The sequence below is a fragment of the Algibacter marinivivus genome, assembly GCF_003143755.1.
Taxonomy (GTDB): Bacteria; Bacteroidota; Bacteroidia; order Flavobacteriales; family Flavobacteriaceae; genus Algibacter_B; species Algibacter_B marinivivus.
On record NZ_QFRI01000001.1, the window covers coordinates 269,508 to 292,302 of the forward strand.

25 protein-coding genes are annotated in these 22,795 nt (G+C 32.0%); 13 read left to right on the forward strand and 12 right to left on the reverse strand.

All coding sequences use genetic code 11. The features are described from left to right. The first annotated feature begins 34 nt into the window (after positions 1-34). A complete protein-coding gene (locus tag DIS18_RS01300) occupies positions 35-2,023 on the forward strand; it encodes a WD40/YVTN/BNR-like repeat-containing protein (protein WP_146191774.1) in 1,989 nt (662 codons plus the stop codon). 335 nt (positions 2,024-2,358) lie between these two features. Here DIS18_RS01300 and DIS18_RS01305 read toward each other — a convergent pair whose 3' ends face one another. Both DIS18_RS01305 and hemN read right to left on the reverse strand, forming a co-directional pair. Continuing rightward, on the reverse strand, positions 2,359-3,192 hold the full coding sequence (locus DIS18_RS01305) for a universal stress protein (protein ID WP_109351242.1): 834 nt from the start codon (positions 3,190-3,192) through the stop codon (positions 2,359-2,361). An 87-nt stretch (positions 3,193-3,279) separates the two neighbouring features. Beyond that, positions 3,280-4,644, reverse strand: coding sequence for an oxygen-independent coproporphyrinogen III oxidase (gene hemN / locus DIS18_RS01310; protein ID WP_109351243.1), 1,365 nt, complete (start codon positions 4,642-4,644; stop codon positions 3,280-3,282). A gap of 124 nt (positions 4,645-4,768) precedes the next feature. On the opposite strand from hemN, the gene DIS18_RS01315 reads away from it, so the two are divergent. The 3 genes from DIS18_RS01315 (at position 4,769) to DIS18_RS01325 (ending at position 6,501) form a co-directional block, all read left to right on the forward strand. Next, entirely contained in the window at positions 4,769-5,338 is a 570-nt protein-coding gene (locus DIS18_RS01315) for a superoxide dismutase family protein (protein WP_109351244.1), read from the forward strand. A 68-nt stretch (positions 5,339-5,406) separates the two neighbouring features. Further along, a complete protein-coding gene (locus DIS18_RS01320; protein WP_109351245.1) occupies positions 5,407-5,952 on the forward strand; it encodes a hypothetical protein in 546 nt (181 codons plus the stop codon). Positions 5,953-5,970: 18 nt separating this feature from the next. Continuing rightward, positions 5,971-6,501, forward strand: coding sequence for a CIA30 family protein (locus DIS18_RS01325; protein ID WP_245925554.1), 531 nt, complete (start codon positions 5,971-5,973; stop codon positions 6,499-6,501). On the opposite strand, the gene DIS18_RS01330 is transcribed toward DIS18_RS01325, so the two are convergent. Together DIS18_RS01330 and DIS18_RS01335 are read right to left on the reverse strand one after the other, a co-directional pair. Beyond that, positions 6,502-7,860: a pyridoxal-phosphate dependent enzyme gene (locus DIS18_RS01330; RefSeq protein WP_109351247.1), complete on the reverse strand. Its 1,359-nt coding sequence runs from the start codon at positions 7,858-7,860 to the stop codon at positions 6,502-6,504. Positions 7,861-8,037: 177 nt separating this feature from the next. Further along, a complete protein-coding gene (locus DIS18_RS01335; RefSeq protein ID WP_109351248.1) occupies positions 8,038-9,273 on the reverse strand; it encodes an ABC transporter permease in 1,236 nt (411 codons plus the stop codon). A gap of 9 nt (positions 9,274-9,282) precedes the next feature. On the opposite strand from DIS18_RS01335, the gene DIS18_RS01340 reads away from it, so the two are divergent. The 5 genes from DIS18_RS01340 (at position 9,283) to DIS18_RS01360 (ending at position 14,804) form a co-directional block, all read left to right on the forward strand. After that, the gene (locus DIS18_RS01340) at positions 9,283-10,515 is read left to right on the forward strand and encodes an exo-beta-N-acetylmuramidase NamZ family protein (RefSeq protein WP_109351249.1); all 1,233 of its coding nucleotides are present in this window, start codon (positions 9,283-9,285) and stop codon (positions 10,513-10,515) included. Beyond that, positions 10,512-11,591 carry a serine hydrolase domain-containing protein gene (locus DIS18_RS01345; RefSeq protein ID WP_109351250.1) on the forward strand — a complete coding sequence of 360 codons (1,080 nt, stop codon included), beginning with the start codon at positions 10,512-10,514 and terminating at the stop codon, positions 11,589-11,591. Before DIS18_RS01340 ends, DIS18_RS01345 begins: the two co-directional genes overlap by 4 nt. Positions 11,592-11,677: 86 nt before the next feature. Further along, a complete protein-coding gene (locus DIS18_RS01350; RefSeq protein WP_109351251.1) occupies positions 11,678-12,850 on the forward strand; it encodes an LETM1-related biofilm-associated protein in 1,173 nt (390 codons plus the stop codon). Between the two features lie 59 nt (positions 12,851-12,909). Further along, a complete protein-coding gene (gene lpxD, locus DIS18_RS01355) occupies positions 12,910-13,902 on the forward strand; it encodes a UDP-3-O-(3-hydroxymyristoyl)glucosamine N-acyltransferase (protein ID WP_109351252.1) in 993 nt (330 codons plus the stop codon). Between the two features lie 5 nt (positions 13,903-13,907). Then, positions 13,908-14,804 carry a hypothetical protein gene (locus DIS18_RS01360; RefSeq protein ID WP_146191775.1) on the forward strand — a complete coding sequence of 299 codons (897 nt, stop codon included), beginning with the start codon at positions 13,908-13,910 and terminating at the stop codon, positions 14,802-14,804. Positions 14,805-14,811: 7 nt separating this feature from the next. On the opposite strand, the gene DIS18_RS01365 is transcribed toward DIS18_RS01360, so the two are convergent. The 7 genes from DIS18_RS01365 to DIS18_RS01395 form a co-directional block, all read right to left on the reverse strand. Continuing rightward, positions 14,812-15,567 carry a LytR/AlgR family response regulator transcription factor gene (locus tag DIS18_RS01365; RefSeq protein ID WP_109351254.1) on the reverse strand — a complete coding sequence of 252 codons (756 nt, stop codon included), beginning with the start codon at positions 15,565-15,567 and terminating at the stop codon, positions 14,812-14,814. A 6-nt stretch (positions 15,568-15,573) separates the two neighbouring features. After that, on the reverse strand, positions 15,574-16,227 hold the full coding sequence (locus DIS18_RS01370) for a hypothetical protein (RefSeq protein ID WP_146191776.1): 654 nt from the start codon (positions 16,225-16,227) through the stop codon (positions 15,574-15,576). A gap of 149 nt (positions 16,228-16,376) precedes the next feature. Then, positions 16,377-16,706 carry a 2TM domain-containing protein gene (locus DIS18_RS01375; RefSeq protein ID WP_109351256.1) on the reverse strand — a complete coding sequence of 110 codons (330 nt, stop codon included), beginning with the start codon at positions 16,704-16,706 and terminating at the stop codon, positions 16,377-16,379. Between the two features lie 12 nt (positions 16,707-16,718). Further along, on the reverse strand, positions 16,719-17,021 hold the full coding sequence (locus DIS18_RS01380) for a 2TM domain-containing protein (protein ID WP_109351257.1): 303 nt from the start codon (positions 17,019-17,021) through the stop codon (positions 16,719-16,721). A 12-nt stretch (positions 17,022-17,033) separates the two neighbouring features. Then, positions 17,034-18,371 (reverse strand): histidine kinase, encoded by a 1,338-nt coding sequence (locus DIS18_RS01385; RefSeq protein ID WP_425428162.1) that lies wholly within the window; start codon positions 18,369-18,371, stop codon positions 17,034-17,036. Between the two features lie 22 nt (positions 18,372-18,393). Then, a complete protein-coding gene (locus DIS18_RS01390; RefSeq protein WP_109351258.1) occupies positions 18,394-19,017 on the reverse strand; it encodes a hypothetical protein in 624 nt (207 codons plus the stop codon). 12 nt (positions 19,018-19,029) lie between these two features. Then, entirely contained in the window at positions 19,030-19,509 is a 480-nt protein-coding gene (locus DIS18_RS01395) for a DUF2141 domain-containing protein (protein ID WP_109351259.1), read from the reverse strand. Between the two features lie 157 nt (positions 19,510-19,666). Here DIS18_RS01395 and DIS18_RS01400 point away from each other — a divergent pair, with 157 nt between their 5' ends. Beyond that, positions 19,667-20,065: a hypothetical protein gene (locus DIS18_RS01400; RefSeq protein WP_245925555.1), complete on the forward strand. Its 399-nt coding sequence runs from the start codon at positions 19,667-19,669 to the stop codon at positions 20,063-20,065. A 75-nt stretch (positions 20,066-20,140) separates the two neighbouring features. On the opposite strand, the gene DIS18_RS01405 is transcribed toward DIS18_RS01400, so the two are convergent. Beyond that, positions 20,141-20,869, reverse strand: coding sequence for an energy transducer TonB (locus DIS18_RS01405; protein ID WP_109351260.1), 729 nt, complete (start codon positions 20,867-20,869; stop codon positions 20,141-20,143). 254 nt (positions 20,870-21,123) lie between these two features. Between DIS18_RS01405 and DIS18_RS01410 the strand changes: the two genes are divergently transcribed. From DIS18_RS01410 to DIS18_RS01420, 3 genes are all read left to right on the forward strand, one after another. Next, entirely contained in the window at positions 21,124-21,513 is a 390-nt protein-coding gene (locus tag DIS18_RS01410; RefSeq protein WP_109351261.1) for an SMI1/KNR4 family protein, read from the forward strand. 5 nt (positions 21,514-21,518) lie between these two features. Further along, positions 21,519-21,887 carry a hypothetical protein gene (locus DIS18_RS01415; protein WP_109351262.1) on the forward strand — a complete coding sequence of 123 codons (369 nt, stop codon included), beginning with the start codon at positions 21,519-21,521 and terminating at the stop codon, positions 21,885-21,887. Positions 21,888-22,046: 159 nt separating this feature from the next. Next, a complete protein-coding gene (locus DIS18_RS01420; protein WP_109351263.1) occupies positions 22,047-22,610 on the forward strand; it encodes a hypothetical protein in 564 nt (187 codons plus the stop codon). Positions 22,611-22,795 lie beyond the last annotated feature (185 nt).

Below are 22,795 nucleotides of genomic sequence, written 5' to 3' on the forward strand. Positions count from 1 at the left end.
AACCCGAATTAACTTCGTGGAAACGAATGAAACAATGAGAAAATTACTTTTATTACTAATATTTATTTTACCGCTAACAATATTTAGTCAAGATGAATATTTAGCTAACTTACCTATTAGTGGAGGAGTTTCAGAAATAGGAGTTTCACCTTCAGAAAAGATTTGGATTGCAACTAAAGCTGGTAACACATATTACACGGATAAAATAGGTGATTTATGGCATTTTGGACCTTTAGGAACAAAAGACCCATTATCAATTTCAAGTAGAGGAATTTTTGAAAGAGTGAGTTTCTTTTCAGAAGATATTTTGATGATTTCTGGCTTTATTCACGGAGAAAACTCAAATCAAGATTTTGTGCTTCGTTCAACGGATAAAGGAATAACTTGGAATAAAGTAAAATTTGGTAAAAGCAGTTGGATTGATGCTTTTTACATAAATGAGAGTGGAAAAGCTTGGATGAGTGGAAATTCTCAACTTATTTACTATACTGATAATAATGGGGAAACTTGGAAAAGCTTTGATAAAGCGGGAAATGAAAACGCATTAAGATTTAACACAATTCATTTTGCTAAAGATGAAAAAACAGGCTTATTTGGTTCTTTTTGGAATGTCCTTTACAAGACCACTGACAATTGTGAAACTTGGGAGAGATTGCCGACACCATTAGACCAAAAAAAATATAAAAGACTTTCCAAAGAACATAGACCTGACATAAGAAAAATAAGAATTTTTGGTGATTATTACATAATCAATCAACAAGGTAACATCTTCTATACAAAAAGCGATAATATTAACTGGATAGAATTACCAAATATATCTGACTTTGAAACCACATCTAATGAATCTATTTATTTAATTGACAAGGATTTAAAAATTGATTTAAGGGATTCAGAATTCGTTTCTATATGGAAATCCGATAAAGAATTGAGTAGCACACCTTCTGCTATCAACACAAAAAACAAAAGTCTTTTCGTTTTTACTTACGGAGAAATTTATAAAATCAACAAGACCGATTTTATAGTTTCAAAGCTTATGACAAATGAAGTGCCAATTAGAGAACCTTACTTAAAAGTAAATTATGGAGGAGAAGAAATTGGATTTGATGGAACTACTGTTTTAAGATTTGATAAAAATAGAACGGGATGGTATCGATATATGGAATTACCTGTTAACGTTTCAAACGCTGTTATTTTTGATAATCAAGTTGTGATTGCAGACAATTATTTAGACAAGAGGTTTGTTGTAAATATTGATGAACAAAAAATTTCTGAATACGAACTTCCAAAATCACTATTTAATCTATCGGCAAATAATATAGATAAGTTTTCTATAGAAATAGGAAGTCAAGGTTGTTTTCATAGCGACAGGCAATTCAGAGAATATCGATTAAAAAACAATTCATTTAAACTCTACAAAAAAGGTAAAGGATTTTTATCCAAAATGGATAAAGAAATAAATCCTCAATTATTAAATGATATAGTCAACGAAATTGATAATTCTCGTTTTAAAAAACTAACTGTAAACGATTTAGAAATTTCAAAAAAAGATTTGGACAACTTCAAAGATTTCATCGGTAAAGAAGAACAGAAAATAAAGAAAAAAGGCTTTGACCGTTTTGACTTCGAGAATTATTACACGTTTCCAGGTGAAAACACAGATTTTACTTTTTACAAAAATGTGGCTGACAGATTTGATTCGATTCCAGATGTTGTGATTAACCAAGTATTTAATACTGGATATGGCAATTGGAGTACCACAAGTGTTTGGAGAAAAATAACAATTGTTTTTAAAAACGGAGAAGTCTTGACCATTGAAAATTCAGACGATAAACCAAATTATTTATATACACCTTGGATTATAAATTTTAACGGATTAATTATTAAAAGTAACTCTTTAAAATTAGGTGAGTTCATTAACGAATTAACTAATGGAGATTTATATTCTGATGTTTCCAAAGAAAAAAATTACGCTATTTATAAGGTTTCTGATTTTCTTTACAAACAGTCACTGAATAAAAAATAACTGTGGGCAACAATGTGTATAATTCATTGCTAGTTATAGCCTACTTACGAAAGTCCTCGCGGACTTTCTATCTGTGATTTATTTGCTAACTTTAGTGCTTAAACACGCAACGAAATCATACACTAGACCGTTAAACGAACTTCTCCAAAAAAGCCTCTCTTTTTGATTTTAAAACTAGTAAATAGATAAGCCCGCGTTAGGGATAGCAGTGGAAAGCCCACAGCCTGACGAAGGAAGTGCGAGGACTTGTAATGGATAGCCCGACCCTTGTGGTAACGCCCAAAAAGTTTTTATTACTTTTTTATGTGGATTCCTGTCTTCGAAGGAATGACAAACTAAATCTTAAACGTCATAACGGGAAGTGTGGAGTGATTTGCCACATCTTCGCCTATGCTGCCTGCAAAGAAATGCGCTAAGCCTTTTCTGCCATGAGTTGGCACTACTATTAAGTCGGCACCAATTTTATTTGCAGCGTTTAACACACCCTCCTCAATGGTATAATCAGATGTGTAATGCACGTTTTTCATTTTATCTAAACTGCGCTCTGCCTTAGTAAAAAAGTTTACCGCTTTTTTCTCGATTTCTAAACTGCTCTGAAACCTATCGTTTGGCAAATTAACATGAATTAAATAGAGTTTGGTATCTGTTTTACTAAACATATTTACAGCATTTAGATAAGGTTTTATGGTTTCTTCTGAAAAATCGCAGGCAAAAGCGACTACATCAAAGTTTACATCTGCCACATCATTTTTCACAACTAAAACCGGAATATTTGCGTTACGTACCACACGCTCGGTATTTGACCCCACAAAAAACTCAGCTAGCCCACTTGTACCATGAGAGCCCATAACAATTAGGTCTGCATCGTTTTTAAGGGCAACTTCATTTACTTCACTAAATACTTTAAAGTGTTTAATAATAGGTGTGGTTTTAATATCATCTAGATAATCTTTCTTTAAAAAATTATCGAACTTTTGTTGTGCTAATTGGAGAAAAAAAGCGGCTTTTTGATTTTGAAGTCCGTCTGAAGCCGACAACATAATATCTGACATTTCTAGCATGTGAAGCACTAATAATTCGGCACCATATTTTTTAGCCAGTTTTGCAGCCGTTTTTAAAGCATATTCTGATTGTTCAGAAAAATCTACTGGGATAATAATTTTTTTCATAATTTCTTTTCTTAGTTCCCGCTTTTACGGGAGTTACAATTTCAATATTACCATCGATACACAAAAAGACGATGTGTTTATTTTCAATTAAACAGTCATAGAAAACAACTGTGTATTGGGTTGTTTTCTTTGTAGCAACACATCAAACGCCATACATACATTCCTAATAAATGGTTGCCCTTTTTTTGTAACTTCTATTTTATTTGAATAGATATGAAGTAACTCATCTTTTTCCATTTCTTTTAGCTTAATTAATGCATCTGGTAATTCATTAAAATAGAGATAGTTTGAGTTCCAAGAGGTTTCAAATTGACACATTAAATTGAGGATATGTTTACGGATAATTAGATCTTCTTCATTTAAAATATGCCCTCTGTAAACGGGAATGGTGTTTTTTTCTAAAAGTTTATAATAGCTTTCAATATCCTTTACGTTTTGAGCAAATCCGTACCAACTATCACTAATTGAAGACACACCTAAACCAATCATTGCTTGGGTCTTTGATGCAGTATAACCCATAAAATTACGGTGCAGTTTACCATTTGCCATAGATTTGAAGAGCGTATCTGTTTCTAAGGCAAAATGATCCATTCCTATTTCGCTATACCCAACTTCTGTTAATAATTTTTTACCTAATTCGTATTGCTGTCTTTTTAGTTCAGCTGTTGGTAAATCAGAATCATTAAACCCGCGTTGTCCGTTGCCTTTTATCCAAGGCACGTGTGCGTAACTGTAAAATGCTAAGCGATCTGGCAGGAGTTCTTTGGTTTTTAAAATAGTCTCTTCTACATGTTCTAGCGTTTGAAACGGCAAACCAAAAATAATATCGTGCCCAACAGAAGTGTAACCTATTTCTCTAGCTAATTCTGTAGCTTTTTTTACATTTTCAAAAGGTTGAATTCTATGAATGGCTTTTTGCACTCTTGGGTTATAATCTTGCACGCCGTAACTTACCCTTCTAAAACCAACTTCGTATAGGGCTTCAAGATGTTCTCTTGTAGTATTATTTGGATGACCTTCAAAACTAAACTCATACCCAAATGCTAATTCTGAAGTTTTTAAAATACCAAGAATAAGGTGTTTTAAGTTTTCTGGACTAAAAAAAGTTGGTGTCCCGCCTCCTAAATGCAACTCTTTTATAATAGGTTTTTCATCAAACAATTGAGTATATAAATCCCATTCTTTTAGAACCGCTGTAATATATGGCGACTCCACACTGTGTTGTTTTGTAATACGCTTATTACATCCACAAAATGTACATAGGCTTTCGCAAAACGGTAAGTGGATATATAAACTTATGCCTTCTTTTGAGTTACTTTCTTTGAAGGATTTTATTAATGAGGATTCCCATTTCTCTGAAGAAAATGTATTTTGATTCCAATACGGAACTGTTGGGTAACTCGTATAACGAGGCCCCGCAATATTATACTTATTTACTAATTTGCTAAACATACCTAATAATTATACTTCAAAATTATAGCTAATGTTTAATTTAAAATATGACATATATCATGGTAACTCTTGCAATTCATTTATTAATATCTTAACTTTCGAATGAATAAAAACTCCTGAAAAAATGAAACGATTAAGCATTATATTATTTGCCATAGCCATAAGTTTTACATCTTGTAAAAAAGAAAAGAAAGCTACTAAAACCGTTGAGAGCGAGGTTACTGAAACTGCTGTTGTTGCTCCTAAAAAAGTAAAAATAGCTTTGAGTGCTAAAAGTGATAGTAATGTAACTGGTAATGTCGTTTTTAAAGAAGCTGATGGTCAAGTTAGCATGACAGCTATTATAAGTGGATTATCTGCTGGCCAACATGCTATACATATTCATGCATCCTCTGATTGCTCTTCTGCGGACGGAAAATCTGCTGGTGGACATTGGAATCCTACTGCACAACCTCATGGTGAATGGGGTGCTGAAACAGGTTACCATAAAGGTGATATAGGAAACTTTACTGCTGATGAAAATGGAAATGGCACTATCTCATTCTCTACAGATGAATGGTGTATTGGCTGTGGAGATGATACTAAAGATATTCTTGGTAAGGGTGTTATTGTTCATGCTGGAATAGATGATTTTACGTCTCAACCTTCTGGTGCTGCTGGTGCACGTGTAAGTTGTGCTGGAATAATTCAATAAAACACTAATTTAATTGCATTATAGTTTTAACTATTTTAAGTTATAACTGATTTTTTAACGTCTGTAACATGAAACAAATAACAACTCTTTTTATTGTTTGTTTCGTGGCTTTTAGCTGTATTGAATTCAAGAAAAACAAAGCATTAAACTCTAGCAAACCTAAAAATAACATTTTATGTTCTGATAGTGGTTGTAGTGGAACCTATGAAGGCCCTGAATTTATATATAGTGATGATATTGCACATCAGTTTTCAAACAAAATGTCTCGTAAAGTTGGTGATAAATTAAAAGAACTTTATAAAGCTAATGATTTCAAAAAAGTAGACTTCTCAAAAATAAGCATGTCTACAATTGGGATGGGTTCAGGAGAAGTTATATACAAACTATCAATTCCTTTTATTAGCGTTAAAAATAAGTGTGAAGCATACACATCATTTGACCATGTTGGCGGTTGGAATCATAGTCCAGAACTTTTAAGACGTAAACAAGCTTTAAGTGCCGCCTTAATGGAAGGGCATAAATTGGATATAAGTGATTTAAAAACCACTCCTGAAGGTTTGCAAGAGTATTGGATACAATGGAAAAACAAAGATGTTCAAGCAGATTGCAAATAATAAAAACTCAAAGCCCTAATGAAATATATTATTCTATTTTCATTTTGTCTAATAGCCCAAATATCTATGACTCTATTCAATTTTAATTCTAAAAGTGATATTTCCAATTGGCGCACAATTGATGACGTAGTTATGGGTGGACGCTCTAACGGAAGTTTTAAAATTAATGATGCTGGTAATGGTTTATTCTATGGTGAAGTCTCTTTGGAAAATAATGGTGGGTTTTCGATGGTGGAATACCGTTTTGAAACGAAAGAGGTTAATAAATTTTCTAAAGTTTGCATAAGATTAAAAGGAGATGGAAAACCATATCAGTTTAGAGTAAAAACTAATACTTCAGATAGACACTCGTATGTTGCATCTTTTAATACTTCTGGAGATTGGGAGATTATTGAAATTTCTTTTAAAACCCTATCGCCTGCTTTTAGAGGTCGAAAACTAGATATACCAAATTACGATGGTAGCCATATGGAGGTGCTTGCTTTTTTAATTGGAAATAAAAAGGCAGAATCTTTTAGTCTTGAAATAGATACGATTGTTTTAAAATAGCTAAAGTGAGCTAATAATATCATACTTGGTAATAATTTGATAATTACCATTTTCTAGTTTTACCATAACTGCATTATTTTCTTTATTAAATAACTTTGAAATAACTTCAATTGGCGTGTTTTTATCGACTATTGGAAATGGTTTGTGCATCACATCTTTAATTGGTAAATCTGAAATATCTTTATTTTCAATGTACTTTCTTAGTAAATCAGCTTCATCAATAGCCCCTACAAACCCTGTAGAATCTTCAACTGGGATCTGAGATATTTTATGTGCTTTCATACGCTCTATAGCATGAGATACTAGTTCTTCAGTCTTTACAGTTACTAATGGTTTTTCTGAATTGTTTGCAACTAAATCTGCTGCTGATGTGATATCATCTTCTATAAACCCACGTTCTCTCATCCACTCGTCATTAAACATTTTACCAACATATCTGCTTCCATGATCGTGAAAAAGTACGACCACAACATCTTCTTTTTTGAAATGCTTTTTTAATTGGAGTATTCCTTTTAAAGCTGCTCCTGCAGAGTTACCAAGAAACATCCCTTCTTCTTTGGCTAATTTTTGAGTGTAAATAGCAGCATCTTTATCTGTTACTTTTGTAAAACCATCAATGATACTGAAGTCTACATTTTTTGGTAAAATATCTTCGCCTATACCTTCAGTGATATATGGATAGATTTCGTTTTCATCAAACTCGCCAGTTTCATGATATTTTTTAAACACTGAACCATAAGTATCTATCCCCCAAACTTTAATATTGGGGTTTTGCTCTTTTAAATATTTACCAACCCCTGAAATGGTTCCGCCTGTACCTACGCCAACTACAAAGTGTGTTATTTTCCCTTCGGTTTGTTTCCAAATTTCGGGTCCGGTACTTTCATAATGTGCCAAAGCATTACTTGGGTTATCATACTGATTTACATACCAAGAATTTGGCGTTTCTTCGGCTAATCTTTTGGATGTTGAGTAATAGGATTTTGGATCTTCTGGCTCTACATTGGTAGGGCAAACTATAACTTTACTACCTACAGCGCGAAGAATATCCATTTTTTCTTTACTTTGTTTATCGCTGATAACACAAATCATTTTGTAGCCTTTAACTATAGCTGCTAAGGCTAAACCCATGCCTGTGTTTCCTGAGGTTCCTTCAATGATAGTTCCTCCGGGTTTTAATCTTCCATCTACCTCTGCATCTTCAATCATTTTAAGAGCCATTCTATCTTTTGTGGAATTACCCGGATTGAAAGTTTCATATTTTGCTAACACCAAACATGGCAAATCTTTTGTAAGTTTATTGAGTTTAACTAAAGGTGTATTGCCTATTGTTTCTAATATGTTTTTTGCGTAATCCATAGTCTATATCGTGTTGTTTCAAAAATACTAAAAAGCTAGCTGGTAATTACTAAATGTTAGTTAATATGTGCGTTAGGGATAGAAGTGGATAGCCCACAGGTTTGCCAATTTTTATTGGCGAACCGAGGACTTGTAACGGATAGCCCGACCCTTGTGGTAACGCCCAAAAATAAATTACTAATCGAAACGAATGGCTTTTACTGGAGATATTTTTGTGATGATATACGATGGTATTAACAACATAAGCAAACATAGGATTAAGGTGCCTACATTTAAAGCTACAATATAACCTAAACTTATGTAAACTGGGGCTTCTGTAACATAATACACGCTTGGGTCTAGTGGGAATAATTTAAAATACTTTTGGGCAAATAGTAAGCCTAGACCTAAAATATTACCCCACAGTAGTCCTAATAAAATTAGATAAGAAGCGTTATAAAGAAATAACTTTCTGATGCTCCAGTTATTGCTTCCTAATGTTTTTAAAACGCCTACCATTCTGGTGCGCTCTAGTATTAAAACGAGTAGTGCAGTTATCATGTTGATTCCTGCTACGAGTATCATGATACCGATTATTCCGTATATATTTTTATCAAAAATTTTAATCCATTCGAAAATAGAATAGTACTTATTTGTAATGGTTTGTGAGTCTAGTAGTGAAGATATATTTTGATGAATTTCTGCACCTTTTTCTTCTAAATCATCATAGTCATTTATAAAAACCTCAAAACTGCCAATTTCGTCTTTTCCCCATCTATTAATACGTTGTAAATGTCGAATATCTCCGATAAGATATTGTGCATCTAAATCTTGAAATCCTGAATTATAAATCCCCACAACGTTGTAAGTTATAATATTGGGGAGCTTTTCTGGATCATCTTTTGCAAATACCATTTGAAAATTATCACCCACTTTAAAATTTAAACGATTTGCTAAGTATTTTGAGATTAAAACATCTTCATTACGCTTTTGTTTGTAATCTGGCAGTTTGCCTTCTATTAAAAATTCTTTAAAATAGCTCCAATTATAATCAGCGCCAACACCTTTTAAGTAGACGCCTTCAAAGTCAGTTTCAGTTCTTATTACTCCAAATTTCGATGCGACCCCTTGTACATGATTTACACCTTCTACTACCTTAAAATCTGGGTAAAAATCTTGATTTTTAGAAATAGGGGCTATACTTTCCTGGGAGTTATTGTTATCATAGTTTGTAATAGTAACATGCCCGTTAAATGCTACAACTTTATCCCGAATTTTTTGCTGTAAGCCTATACCAGTTGCAATAGCAATCATCATTACAATAATTCCAATAGCAATTGCTGCGATACCAATTTTTATTATTGGTGCCGATATGCTACTTTTATACGCTTTACTACCAATAATGCGTTTAGCTATAAAAAACTCGTAATTCAAAAGTTACTTATGAAGTTTAATGTTTTCAAAAATACAGTTTTATTATTTGTTTTGGTAATGATTTCTTGCGCTTCTAAAGTAAAAAATAGCACAAATGAAACAGAAGAGACTCTTGAACAAGTTAAGATTGATAGTTCTCTAGTTGTTGGTGCAAATCAAACCGAGAACTATTTACCTTTATTGAAAGATAAACGTGTTGGAGTTGTAGCTAACCAGACTTCTGTTATTTTTAACGCAGACACAAGTTATACTCATTTAATAGATTCTTTACTTAACTTGAATATCAACATTAAAAAAGTTTTTTCTCCCGAACATGGCTTTAGAGGAAAAGCAGATGCAGGTGAACTCGTTAAAGATGGTATTGATACAAAAACTAATTTACCAATATTTTCTCTTCATGGAAGTACTAAAAAACCCTCTAAAGAACAACTTGAAGGTTTAGATATTATAATTTTTGATATTCAAGATGTAGGCGTTAGGTTTTACACATACATTTCTACTTTACACTATATAATGGAAGCTTGTGCTGAACAAGATATACCGGTTTTAATTCTAGACAGACCTAATCCTAACGGGCATTATGTTGATGGTCCTACCTTAGAGATTGAAAATAAAAGCTTCCTTGGTATGCATCCTATACCTTTGGTACATGGTATGACTATTGGGGAATATGCGCATATGATTAATGGGGAAAAATGGCTAAAAAATGCTATAACATGTGATATAAGTATTATTCCTATTAAAAATTACACCCATAAAACACCTTATAGTTTGTCAATTAGACCTTCTCCAAACTTACCAAACGATCAATCTATAAAACTATACCCAAGTCTTGGCCTTTTTGAAGGCACTAATATAAATGCTGGTCGTGGCACAGAATTCCAGTTTCAAAGATTTGGCGCTCCTTTTTTAAATAAAGCATTTTATAAGTTTAACTATACACCCATTGCTAATTTTGGTGCCAAACATCCTAAGCATAAAAATACTGTTTGTTATGGTAAAGACTTAAAAGATGAAGTTTTAAATGGTGTTATGACGCTTAAATGGGTTATTGAAGCTTATAAAAATTCAACTGATAAATCCTTGTTTTTTAATACTAAAAATTTCACAAAACACGCAGGTACTGATAAATTACAAAAACAAATTGAAGCAGGTATATCTGAAGCAAATATTAAAGCTACCTGGAAAAAAGATTTAGAGGATTTCAAAAAAACAAGAAAAAAATATTTACTATATCCGTGAAACACATTTTAGCATCTTTAATTATATTTTTAACTTCTGTTGGTTTTAATTTTAGTACAGATATTACATCAACTGATTACAAAATTAAAACGGCTAAGAAAAAAGCTAAAAAGTTTTTGCGACAGCAAAAGATCCCTGGAATGTCTATTTCTGTATCGCAAAATGGTGAATTGATATGGTCTGAAGGCTTTGGCTATGCTATTCGTAAGCCTAAAACTAAAGTTGACCCAAGTAAAACCCTTTTTAGAATTGCCAGTATCTCAAAATCTATTACCGCTTTAGCACTTGCAAAATTAGTAGATGATAAGCAAATTGATTTAAATAAGAGCGTTTATAATTATCTTCCTGACTACCCCAAAAAAGCTTATGATTTTACAGTTAAAGAATTAGGAGGACATTTAGCAGGAATTAGACATTATAAAGGGAATGAGTTTACTATAAACAAAAAGATGTCGATTACTGATGGTATTGATTTATTTAAAAACGATCCTTTACTTTTTGAACCCTCGACACAGTTTTCTTATAATACTTTTGGGTATGTTTTGTTGAGTGAAATTATGCAAAAAGCATCTGAGACAGAGTTCAATACTTTAGTTAATGAATACATTTTTAAACCTTTAGGAATGACTAATACGATGCTAGATGATTCTGAAATTAACTTTCCTAATAAAACGAATTTCTATCGAAAAAAACGTATCCTTTCAACGTCTGTAGCCAATGAATATAAAGTTGCTGGTGGTGGATTTTTATCTACATCAGAAGACTTAATCAAATTTGGTGAAGAAATTATTTCGCCTTCAACTGTTTCAAAAGAAGCTTTATCACAAATGATTACTTCTCAAAAATTAAAGTCTGGAAAAATAACGGGATATGGTATTGGTTTTTCTGTAGAATGCACCAAAAACAACACACACAAATATTATCATACAGGTGGTGGAGTTGGAGCGTCTACCATACTTCTAATTTACCCTAAAGAACAGATAGTTATTTCTGTTTTGACAAATAAATCTGGTGTTAGTATGGATGAATTTGGAGAACAATTAGAATCCATTTTTATCGATTCTAAAACTTTTTGATTTTTTTTATTTAACCGCTTACCAAAAAATTAATAATTATATTCAGTTAATAGTTTACTTTTACACCCTGCAATTATAATTGAATCATGAACCCATCTTCTGCTGGTTGGATAAAGAAGTTACTTCAAGAAATAGAAAAGAATAATCTATTTTTAAAGTGCGAAGAAGAATCATTTTATGATGCTTTGAGAGCTTGTGGATTTATATATGGGAGCAACCTTGATGTTGTAAATCAAATTATTCCTAAAAAAGACTTTACAGAAGAAGAGCTTAGTAAAATAAATTTCTGTTTAGCACTTTACTATACACATTCAAACTCTAATTCAAAAGTATCTTTCATTGAAAGTATTGTGAATTTTTATACAGATATAGATGAAATAAAAACTTCTTTTTTTAAGAATCTCTTAGGCGGTAAAAAATCTAGTGAACAATTAGAAAAAATAATACATAAACGTATTCAGATTGATGCTAATGTGCTTACCAAAAACTTCAACTATTTTATTATTAATGCTTTATTGTTTGTTGATGTTTTAGCCTACAAAACCTATTTAGAAAATCATAAAATTTCTACTAACTACTTAAAAAATATCGAAGCTTCCATTACTTCTATTTCTCTTGATGTTTTAAACTCCAAAGAATCTAAAAATCAATATGATGACAGTTTAATCAAGTTATTTGAATCGTCATTAAGATTTCAAGAAAACTCTCATTTAACCTACAATAAGGCTATAAAAAATGTAAAAACAGAACTTGAAAAATATTACATATTAGATTTAGCTTGTATGGCTACTTGGAGCGATCAAATAATAGATATTGAAGAACAACATTTTTTAGAAAAATTAGGCAAAGATTTAAATCTTAGCATTTCAAAAACACTTCAGTCCATTAAAACGGTTAATCATTTTTATACCGTTAATAAAGATAATATTGCGCTATTGAGTTCTAAAAATATCGTGCAAAGTTTTTACAATAATTCTAGCAGAATGGTTAATAAATTAATCTCTAGAAATAGTAAACGTTTGTATCAAGAGTTAAAAGATAGTAAAGAGCTTATGGTATTACTCACACAATCTACAGTGCGGGATTTAAATAAAGAGGAACAAAAAAAAGTACAAGAGCAATTATTAGATATTTTTAAATCCATCCCAAGTCTTGCTATATTTTTACTCCCTGGCGGTGCTTTACTTTTACCGTTAGTAGTAAAATTTATTCCAAAATTATTGCCTTCAGCTTTTGATGAAAATAGGATTGAAGAATAAAAATTCTCTTTTCTATTTTTTTTCTAGTAGTTTTACAAATACACTAACTATACTACTACATGATATCTTACACTATCCAAGAAATTAATGATCTATTAAAAGGTGAATTAATTGGCAATACCACAAATAATATTGAAGGACCAGAACAACTTCAAAACGCTAAAAACCAACACATTACATTTATAGGAAGTAGTAAATACATAAAGTATTGGGCAGAATCTGAAGCTAGTGCAGTTTTGGTTAATGATAATTTAACGGTAGAACCTGGAGACAATCGCGCTGTAATAAAGGTTAAAAATGCAGATTTGGCTATGGCTAAAGTATTAGAGTTATTTAATCCACCGGCACCAGAATTTGAAACTGATATTCATCCAACCGCTGTTATTCATGAAACTGCTAAAATTGGTGATGGTTGTAAAATTGGTGCTAACTGCTATGTTGGAAAAGATGTAGAATTAGGAAATGGTGTGATTTTGTATCCTAATGTTTGTGTTTTTGATGAAACCACTATTGGTGATAATACTATTGCATGGTCTGGAACTGTAATTAGAGAACGTTGTTTAATTGGTAGCCATTGTATTTTCCATACCAATGTAAGTATTGGAGCTGATGGTTTTGGATATAGACCAAGTGATGATGGCAGAGGCTTAACAAAAATCCCTCAAATTGGAAATGTTATTATTGGGCATTATGTTGAAATTGGAGCAAATTCCTGTGTGGATCGCGCTAAATTTAGTAGCACTATTATTGGTGATGGCTGCAAAATAGACAACCTAGTACAAATAGCTCATAACAGCGTTATGGGACGCTCTTGTATTATGGCTGGACATAGCGGACTTGCAGGTTCTGTAACTTTAGGAGATGGTGTTATTATTGGCGGAAGCGCTTCCATTAAAGACCATACCACCATCGAATCTGGAGCAACTGTTGGTGCTGGTTCTGGGGTTATGAATAATGTTAAAGCTGGCGAAACGGTTTTAGGATATCCTGCACAAGATGCGAAGGCGATGTTAAAACAATGGGTTGTTATGCGAAGGTTAGCTAAGAAGTAAAAGGCATGATTTTATCTAAGAATAAATACCTTAAAGCTAGAGATTTTATATTGACAAATGCCAGAATGATTGAAAGGCGTTTATTTGAATTTCATTTTGCAAACGGAGATAAGAATGGTGTTTATCACGCAGTATATGCTTACCGAAACCCTGATGGTGGATTTGGACACGGCATGGAACCAGACACTGCTTCACCAGAAAGCCAACCTCTTTTTAGTATTATGGCACTTGAAACGCTCGATGAAGTTGGTTATCTGACCAAAGAAATTATTCTAAATGATTTTATGCCTTATTTTCAAAGTGTAACTACAGAAAAAGGAGGAATTCCATGGATGTTTAGACCCAAAAGTGATTATCCTTGTGAAGGACATTTTAAAACTGTGAAAGAATGGGCAGCATTGAGTACTACCGCACCACTACTTGGAATTTTAGAAAAATATGAGATTGATATTCCTTGGATGAAAAAAGCTGAACAGTTTGTTTGGAGTGAATTTGAGAGAATAAAAGATAAACATGTTTTTTGCTATTTATGCGTACCAAGATGGTTGACTTTTTTAAAGTATACTAAAAATCAAGATAAAGCTGAAGAAACTATTAACAACTTAAAAAAATGGATATTAGTTGACGGCATAGTTTGTAAAGATAAAGCCGATGAAGGTTGGGGACTTTACGGAAAACCTCACAGTTTAAATTACGCTACATCTCCGGAGAGCATTTTACATTCGTTATTTAATAAAGAGACAATTACATCTGACTTAAAAGAATTAGTTAACAAACAAAAAGACGATGGACGATGGGATACCTGGTATGGTATTAGTGAAGGCACTAAATTAGAGTGGGCAGGTATACAAACTTTATGGGCTTTAAAAGTACTGAATAACTATGGGGAAATTGAAAAGTAATAAAACACTATTCCAACCACCCCTTAAAATCCTTAACACGCTCTCTAGCTACAATAACCTCTTGTTCGTTATAAGAATTGAGTTTTATTTGTAAACGCGAATTGGTGTAGCTTACCATATCTTTTATAGCATTTATATTTACAAAGAATTTACGGTTAATTCGGAAAAAAGTTTGCGGTTCTAACTCGTTCTCTAAATTATCCAGTGTGGTATCTAAAAGATAGTTTCTACCTTCTGTGGTATGCAAATAGGTACCTTTATTTTCGCTATAAAAACATTCTATGTCATCAATATTTATAAGTTTTAGATGTTGCCCTACTTTTACTGAAAAGCGCTTTTTGTATTCTCTATCAATTGGGTTTACTAGTAGTTTTTTAATATCATTAAAATCTAAGGTTACAGCTTGTTTTTGAGGTGCTCGTTCTTGGTATTTTTTTACTGCGCTTGCTAAATCGTCTTCGTCAATAGGTTTTAGTAAATAATCGATACTGTTTAACTTGAAAGCTTTAAGTGCATATTCATCATAGGCAGTGGTGAAAATGATGGCAGATTTTATTTCTATAGCTTCAAAAATCTCGAAGGATAAGCCATCGCTTAACTGGATATCTAGAAATATTAAATCTGGATGGTCGTTATTTTGAAACCAATTAATAGATTCTTCTACGGAATGTAGCATAACATCTGTTGTTAAATCTAGTTTTTGCAACATGCGTTGTAAACGTCTTGCTGATGGTTTTTCGTCTTCTATAATGATGATATTCATTTTATTTTATCTTTTAATTGATTTATTTTTTTTAGCATAATAGATTATAAATCCAATAGCAATAACCATGCATAACGTGGATGGCAAAAATTGACTATATGGTTGATAATCTTCAAATACAGTTCCTGAAAATGCTGATAAAATAGCACTAAATGCGCTTACCATTTTCAAAATATGTTCGTATAACCAAAGGTTTTTATATTTAGATTTTGGTACTAGGTAACGTAAAAAATCATAGGTAATTATAAACAACAAATACCCAACCGTACTATAAATAATTATTGGCGACCAGATCATCCCAATAGATTTAAAACAATACAAAAAATAGGATACGGACATTAGCGTTAATATGGCCACAAAAACATCCAACAATTTTAGTTTATTGCTTTTATTTTTTAAAACCCTATAACCTGAAAACCCCAAGTAAGCACTATCTGCAGTAATTACCAATAAAAATGTGTTACGATTAAAAATAAAAACACCTATTAAACCTGTAATAATTACCACAATTAAACACCATAAAAACAGTTTCCCGCTTTTTTTATGGAGCTTATTCCCTTTTTGACTTAATAACGCTATTAAGCCCAAAGCTAATGCGGTAGAGCCAAAAATAACATGCATTATAATGTTTGCGTTATGTAAAAGGTTGTTAGTTTCCATTTATTTTTTTTGATGGGAATACTGGTTTGCGTTAGGGATAGAAGCGGCATCATTTTTTGCTTAAACTAATACCTTTCGACTGTGCTGAATGTAACATGCAAAAAAGATATAGCGGATAGCCCGACCCTTGTGGTAACGCCCAAATTATTCTATTTCCATTGTTTTTTATCGTTATCCATGTATTGTTTAATCTTACGTTCTTCCCAAGATTTGCTAAAAATGAGATTTTTACCAAATACTCCAAGTGCATGAAAGCCTAAACCTATCCCCCAAAAAAGGGCCGTTGAAAAGGTTCCGAAATGAAATAAGTCTCCTCCATTTGACACCACCATAGTTATAATAAAAATATTAACTGCTACATACCAGAAGGCATGCCAGTAAAAGCCTTTAATCTCTTTTACACGTTTTTTTGCTCGTGTATATGCTTGTTCTTTTTGATGGTTTTTATTTTGATACGGTTCTAATTTATAATTTTCCATAATTTTAATTTTTTAATCCCACTTGTTTTCTTCTTTACGCATTATTTCTTCAATTTTGCGTTCTTCCCAATCACGCCCGAAGTTGCCTTTGTGAACAAAAATTGTAAAAGCATGAATGGCTACTCCTAAGCCCCAACCTAAAATTGGAAACCAAAACCATTTATATTCCCAGTAGGTTTTATAATTGATAAAAATCATGAACGGTGAAAATAAACAGTAAGCAAAGAGATGCTGATAAAACCCTTTTATATCTTCAATACGCTTACGGGCTCTTATTGCTTTTTTATTAGTTTCTGTATCTTGTAATTGTTCCATTTTTTTAATTTTTTAATCCCAATTTTTATCTTCGTTACGCATAAACTCCTCCATTTTGCGTTTTTCCCATTTTCTTCCAAATGCACCATCATTTACAAAAACCCTAAAGGCTTGAATAGCTAAACCAATACCCCAACCAAACATTGGGAACCAAAACCATTGGAAACTCCATGAGGTTTTATAATTAATAAATATTAAAAAAGGAATGACTAAACAATACGATATAACACTGTAATAAAACCCTTTAAGTTCGTCTACATGGTTTAATGCTCGCATGTAACTGTCATCTAATTGTGATATGGACTGTTCTGTTCTCATGACTGATATTTTTTTAGTAAGCATAGGTATTGCTACTGCAAAACGATTTGCTTCTTTGTGTATATTTACTTTTTTGTTGGTTAATAAATCGTAGCGTTGTTTGATGTTACTTAAACCTACACCACTACTCTTTTTGACTATTTGTTTGGGTTGTAAATTATTTTCAACTACCAAATCTCCTTGGTCTTCATAAATCCTAATATGCAAAGGTTTACTTGATGTTACCATATTATGCTTTACCGCATTTTCTAACAATAGTTGCAATGATAATGGCACCACTTTACTTTCTGGATTTGATGCACTTTCGGGCATTGTAAAAACAATACTATCTTCAAAACGCATTTTAAGTAAAGACATATAGGTTTTTGCAAATTGCAACTCCTCATCAACCGTAACTAACTCTTTGTTTTTTTGCTCTAAAACATAGCGGTATACTTTTGATAACGAGGTTGTAAATTTTTGTGCATTATCTGGATTTTCTTCAATTAAACTGGTTAATACATTTAAACTATTGAATAAAAAATGCGGATCTAACTGGTTTTTTAAAGCATCAAACTTTGCACTTGCTGTACCTGCAATTACTTTTTGTTCTTTAATTTTATTTTGCTGATATCTATTATAAAAATAGATGACATGAAAAATAACAACAATGGTTAACGTTACCCATAACCCGAATTGATAGTACTCAAATTTTTCTCTAGAAATGAATTCATTAAAAGTAAGGCCTGCATATACCATATGGGTGGACGCTCTGAGTACAAATAAGCCAATTAAGGTTATAATTGTGGCTCCTAGAATACCAATTACTATACGTTTAATGGTATCATTCTTTTTCCAATTTCGGCGTTCCATGTAATCGAAAAAATACATATTGGAATACCCTAACACAAAAGAATACAGTTGATAAAATCCGAAATCGATTAAAAATTCATTTGTAGTTTCAAAATCAAACCCACCAGAAAACAGGTTGCCAACTACAAAAATGGCACATCCTATGATAAAGGTTAAAATGATATTTTTAGTCGATTTCATAATAATTATTTAGCTGTTTATTTTACTTACCGCAAGACTCTAATAGCATTTTTGCTCGGTCTGCTCCCCAATTTGGATAAAAAGGTGTTTCTGGTTTAAAGTTAGCAAAAAGTTCTATGGCACGCTCAAGTTCTTTACAAAATGGTTTAGTGTCTTGCCCAAAATATTTAGCACCACCTATATCCCACTCTGCTTTACAATATACTACTCTTGGATTTTCAGGCGCAAGCATATTTGCTTTTGTATAAAGTTCTACTACTTTTCCTGATAAAGTCATGCCATACGTAGCTCCATCATAAGCTACCCAAGCGGTGTGTAACAGAGCTTGTAATACCAATATTTCTGGATTTTCTTTTGAGATGGCTGTGGCATCGTTAATTAAATCTTGAGCTTTTTTAAGTTTAGCAGAAAGTACCTCTTCATCTTTTTCTCCAAAACTGTAAATGATATTAATTTGTGCTGCATAATATGGCGGTAACCAATTGTCTGGTTCTGCATTTGCAATACGCTCAAATAAGTTTGCTGCTTCTGTGGGTTTATTTTCTCCCCAAAGATCAAAGGCTTTTTGCATGCCTTTTTCATAGTTAGTTTGTGCATTTATAAATCCAGAAACTAAAAGTGTTGCGATGATGATTAATTTTTTCATGGTATTAATGTATTAAAGTGTTATGTGTTGTGTGATTGATTTATTATTAATTTGAAATTTGGCATCTTGCCATTTAGGTGGCCCCATAAACCCAGTAGCGTTGTTTGAGCAACCATAATCTTCTTTTGGAATACCAAAAATGGCTGTATCCAATTTATTATTATCATTCTCATCATGAAACATAGAGATTGCATAAACGCCCTTTGGAACCGCTTTAAAAACTACTGTGCATGTATTGTTTTCTATTTTAGTAAAAGTAGCTTCAAACCCTTTATTTAGAAAGCTAGCTTCTGAGTTGTATAGTGCTACATAAGCTTTTCCTTCGTTATTATCAAAGTTTGAAATGACTACAGTAATGTCTGCTAAATTTTCGTCTTGTGCATTAAGACTTGTTAATGTTAAAAATGAAAGGCAAATAAGTGCAATTATATTTTTACTCACATGCCACCTATTGTTGTTTCTGTGTTCGTTATTTTTCTTTGAAAAGTTCATAATGGTTGCTTTTTTTTAATGATGAGACAAATATCCAACAGAAGCTCATGTTTTTAAAAACCAACTTACTGAACTGTTATTTTTTGTTGCTGAAATGTTAAACCTTTATCATTTGACTATTAGATTACCTATTTTTCTTTGTTTAAAATTTTAAATTATGAAAAGAATAATCACATTTTTGTTAGTTATAATTGTCTCATGGAGTTATGCTCAGACTGAAAAAATATCAATGATTGACTACGTGCAGGTTTTAAATAACAATAAAGCCGAAGCCTTGTTTTACTATCAAAACAATTGGGAACAATTGCGTATTAAGGCTATTGAAAAAGGTTATATAGACAGTTATCAGTTATTAGAAACGCAACCTACAGAAGAAACACCATATAGTTTTATGCTGATAACCACATACAAAAGCAAGTTACAATACCATGCTAGTGAAGCTAATTTTAATATGTTGATTGAGGCTAGTGATGGTTTAAAATTAATGAATGAGAAGCAACCCGGAGACTTTAGAAAAGTGATATTACATAACGATGCTGTGAAGCATTTGAATTAAACCGAAAAGGCAATCTGAAAAATTATTCAGACTGCCTTTTACTCACATTGATATAAAACCCTTTTACGCTCCTAATCAACCATCTTGAAATTTGAAGAATATAGGTACAGCATAAGCCACTTTTACAGGTCTCCCACGCTGTTTCCCAGGTTTCATTTTTGGTAATTTACTAATAATACGTTCTGCTTCTTTTTGAAGAATTTGATCTGGTCCTCTAGATCTAACACCAGTAATATGTCCGTTTTTATCAATTACAAATATTACTGAAACGCGTCCTTGGATACCCAAATCTAAAGCGGTTTGTGGATAGTTAAAGTTTGAAGCCACGTGCTCTTGCACTTTTTTCTGAAAACAATCTTTTGTAGCCTGTTTTGATAAACCCTCGCAACCTGGAAATACAGGTACATCTTCAATTACTGCAAAAGCTACTTGCACATCTTCATCAATTTCCTCAACCTCAACATCGCTCACCTCAACAATACGTTCTTCAACAGCATCGTCTTGACCAATTTCCGTGCTTTCAATTACGGTTTCTTCAATCTCCTCAACATCTTCTACAATTTGAATAGATTCTTGAACCACAGCAGGCGGTGGTGGCGGTGGCGGTGTATTAGCATTCATAATAGGGATTTCTTCCTCAAATTCGCTATCCATTTCAACAAGATCTAGAACCACATTATCTTTTTCATAAGTTCTATATTCTAAAGCTTGCCAAGACAAGAGCAACATTAAGTTAAGCCCAATAGCAAAGTAAATGCCGCTATTTCTTCCTATTTCCAGATTTGGATTTTTTTTAGCTTCCATGACATTTAGTTTTAAGAGATGTGATTACTATTGCATAACCTCATCATAATTTCAATACTTAAAATTATTATTTACTTAGCTTAATTACTATGATATTTGTCATGTCTGGAAATTCAAAATTTGGGTGATATTATAAATACTTCTGTGTTTTATTTTGTCAGAAAAAAATGATAACTTCGTTTACCGTCGGATATAAGTCATTAAAACGACGCATATCCGTTAAAAGATTGTGCATAATTTAACCAAACTTCAAAATGCCATTTCCAATTGACAAAAAGTATATAAAAGAAACGGAATCTGAACTGAACGTAAAATTCCCTACTGAATTTAAAAACCGAATGATAAAATCAAATGGTGGCGAATTAGTAACGGACGAATTTGAATTTGAACTTTATCCTTTTTTTGATAAATCTGACCGAAAAAGAATAAGTCGGACTTGTAATCACATTGGACTTGAAACAAAAAATGCGCGAGAATGGAACGGGTTTCCTGAAAATGGAATCGCAATCGGTTCTGACGGATTTGGGAATTTAATTATATTGACTCATAGTGGAAACGGAATTCTGACTGACAAAGTTTATTTCTGGAATCACGAAATAAGACAAATAGAAAAAATTGCGGAATCTATTAACCAATTAGACTGATTAAAATGTTTTGGAAAACTGAAAACAAACTTGAATCTAAAAAAGAATTCTTTTCAAAAGTTGAAAAACATTTTACGGATTTATCTGTCTCAAAAATTCCAGAAAACACTCTGAATGAATTAAGTGAGTATATATCTAATCTGATCTATAAATATTATAAAGATTGCTGGAAAAAATATCCCAAATCACGAAAACGATACTCTGAATTAAAGATTGAGGATTTGGATAATCTTTTTTATCAACATAGAATATTTGATTTTTTAAAAAGTAAAACGGAAACAAATTTTATTGAGTTTACTTGCCAATTGTTGGGTTTGAACGAAACAGAATTTATTGAATTTGAGAAACGGAAAAATCAATTTGAAAATATGTAAAAAACTATGCACAACACCGTGTATAATTAATTGCTTTGGTAGTTGCCTACTCGGAAAACCCTGAGGATTTCCCTCTTGTACGTTTTCTTTTGTTGATGCTAATGGAACAATGATTACTATTAATCCAATTGGATCAGAATGCGATTAAATTTTAAAATCATGAAACTATTACACTTAACATTTTTATTTTTTATTTGTAGTTGTGCTTCACAAAAAGCAGAAAAGAAAGAAGATTATAATGTAATTAATCAGTACTTCCTACATCAATCCAAACCAATGAATGTATATATTAATTCTCTATCACTCATTAAAAAACCAGAGGCCATTTTTAACGGCTATTTAGGTTGGAAAAAGAAAGCTAAAAAATCAAAATATTTATATAGAAACAAAGAATGGCTTTTTAATAATAAAGAGATTGATGAAATGAAAGGGATTTATAAAAATTGGAAAAAAATAAAATGGAATAAAAAACTTATAATTTATGATAATATAAATTTTATTAATTTTAAAGATGTAGACTCTTTAAACAAAATACGAAATGTTTCTAAAGTCACTCATGATCCAATCTATAAAATTTCGTATCCTTTCTTTAATAAAAAGAAAACAAAAGCTTTTATTATTGTTGAAAAGGAATACATTATTGGTGGACATGGTAGCACGGACATGATAGTTATGAAGAAAAAACAAAAACAATGGGTGTTTCATGGAAATGCTCCATTCTAATTAAATTGTAAATTTAAAACCTTGAAATAATTAAAAGTAGTTTTATAAAACCATTAATACTTATATCAAAACTCAGTAAACGAACTTCCCAAAAACAAACCTCATTTCTCTTTAAAAATTGAAGCTAGCAAATACACCTGCGTTAGGGATAGAAGTGAAAAGCCCACAGCTTTTGCACCTTAGTG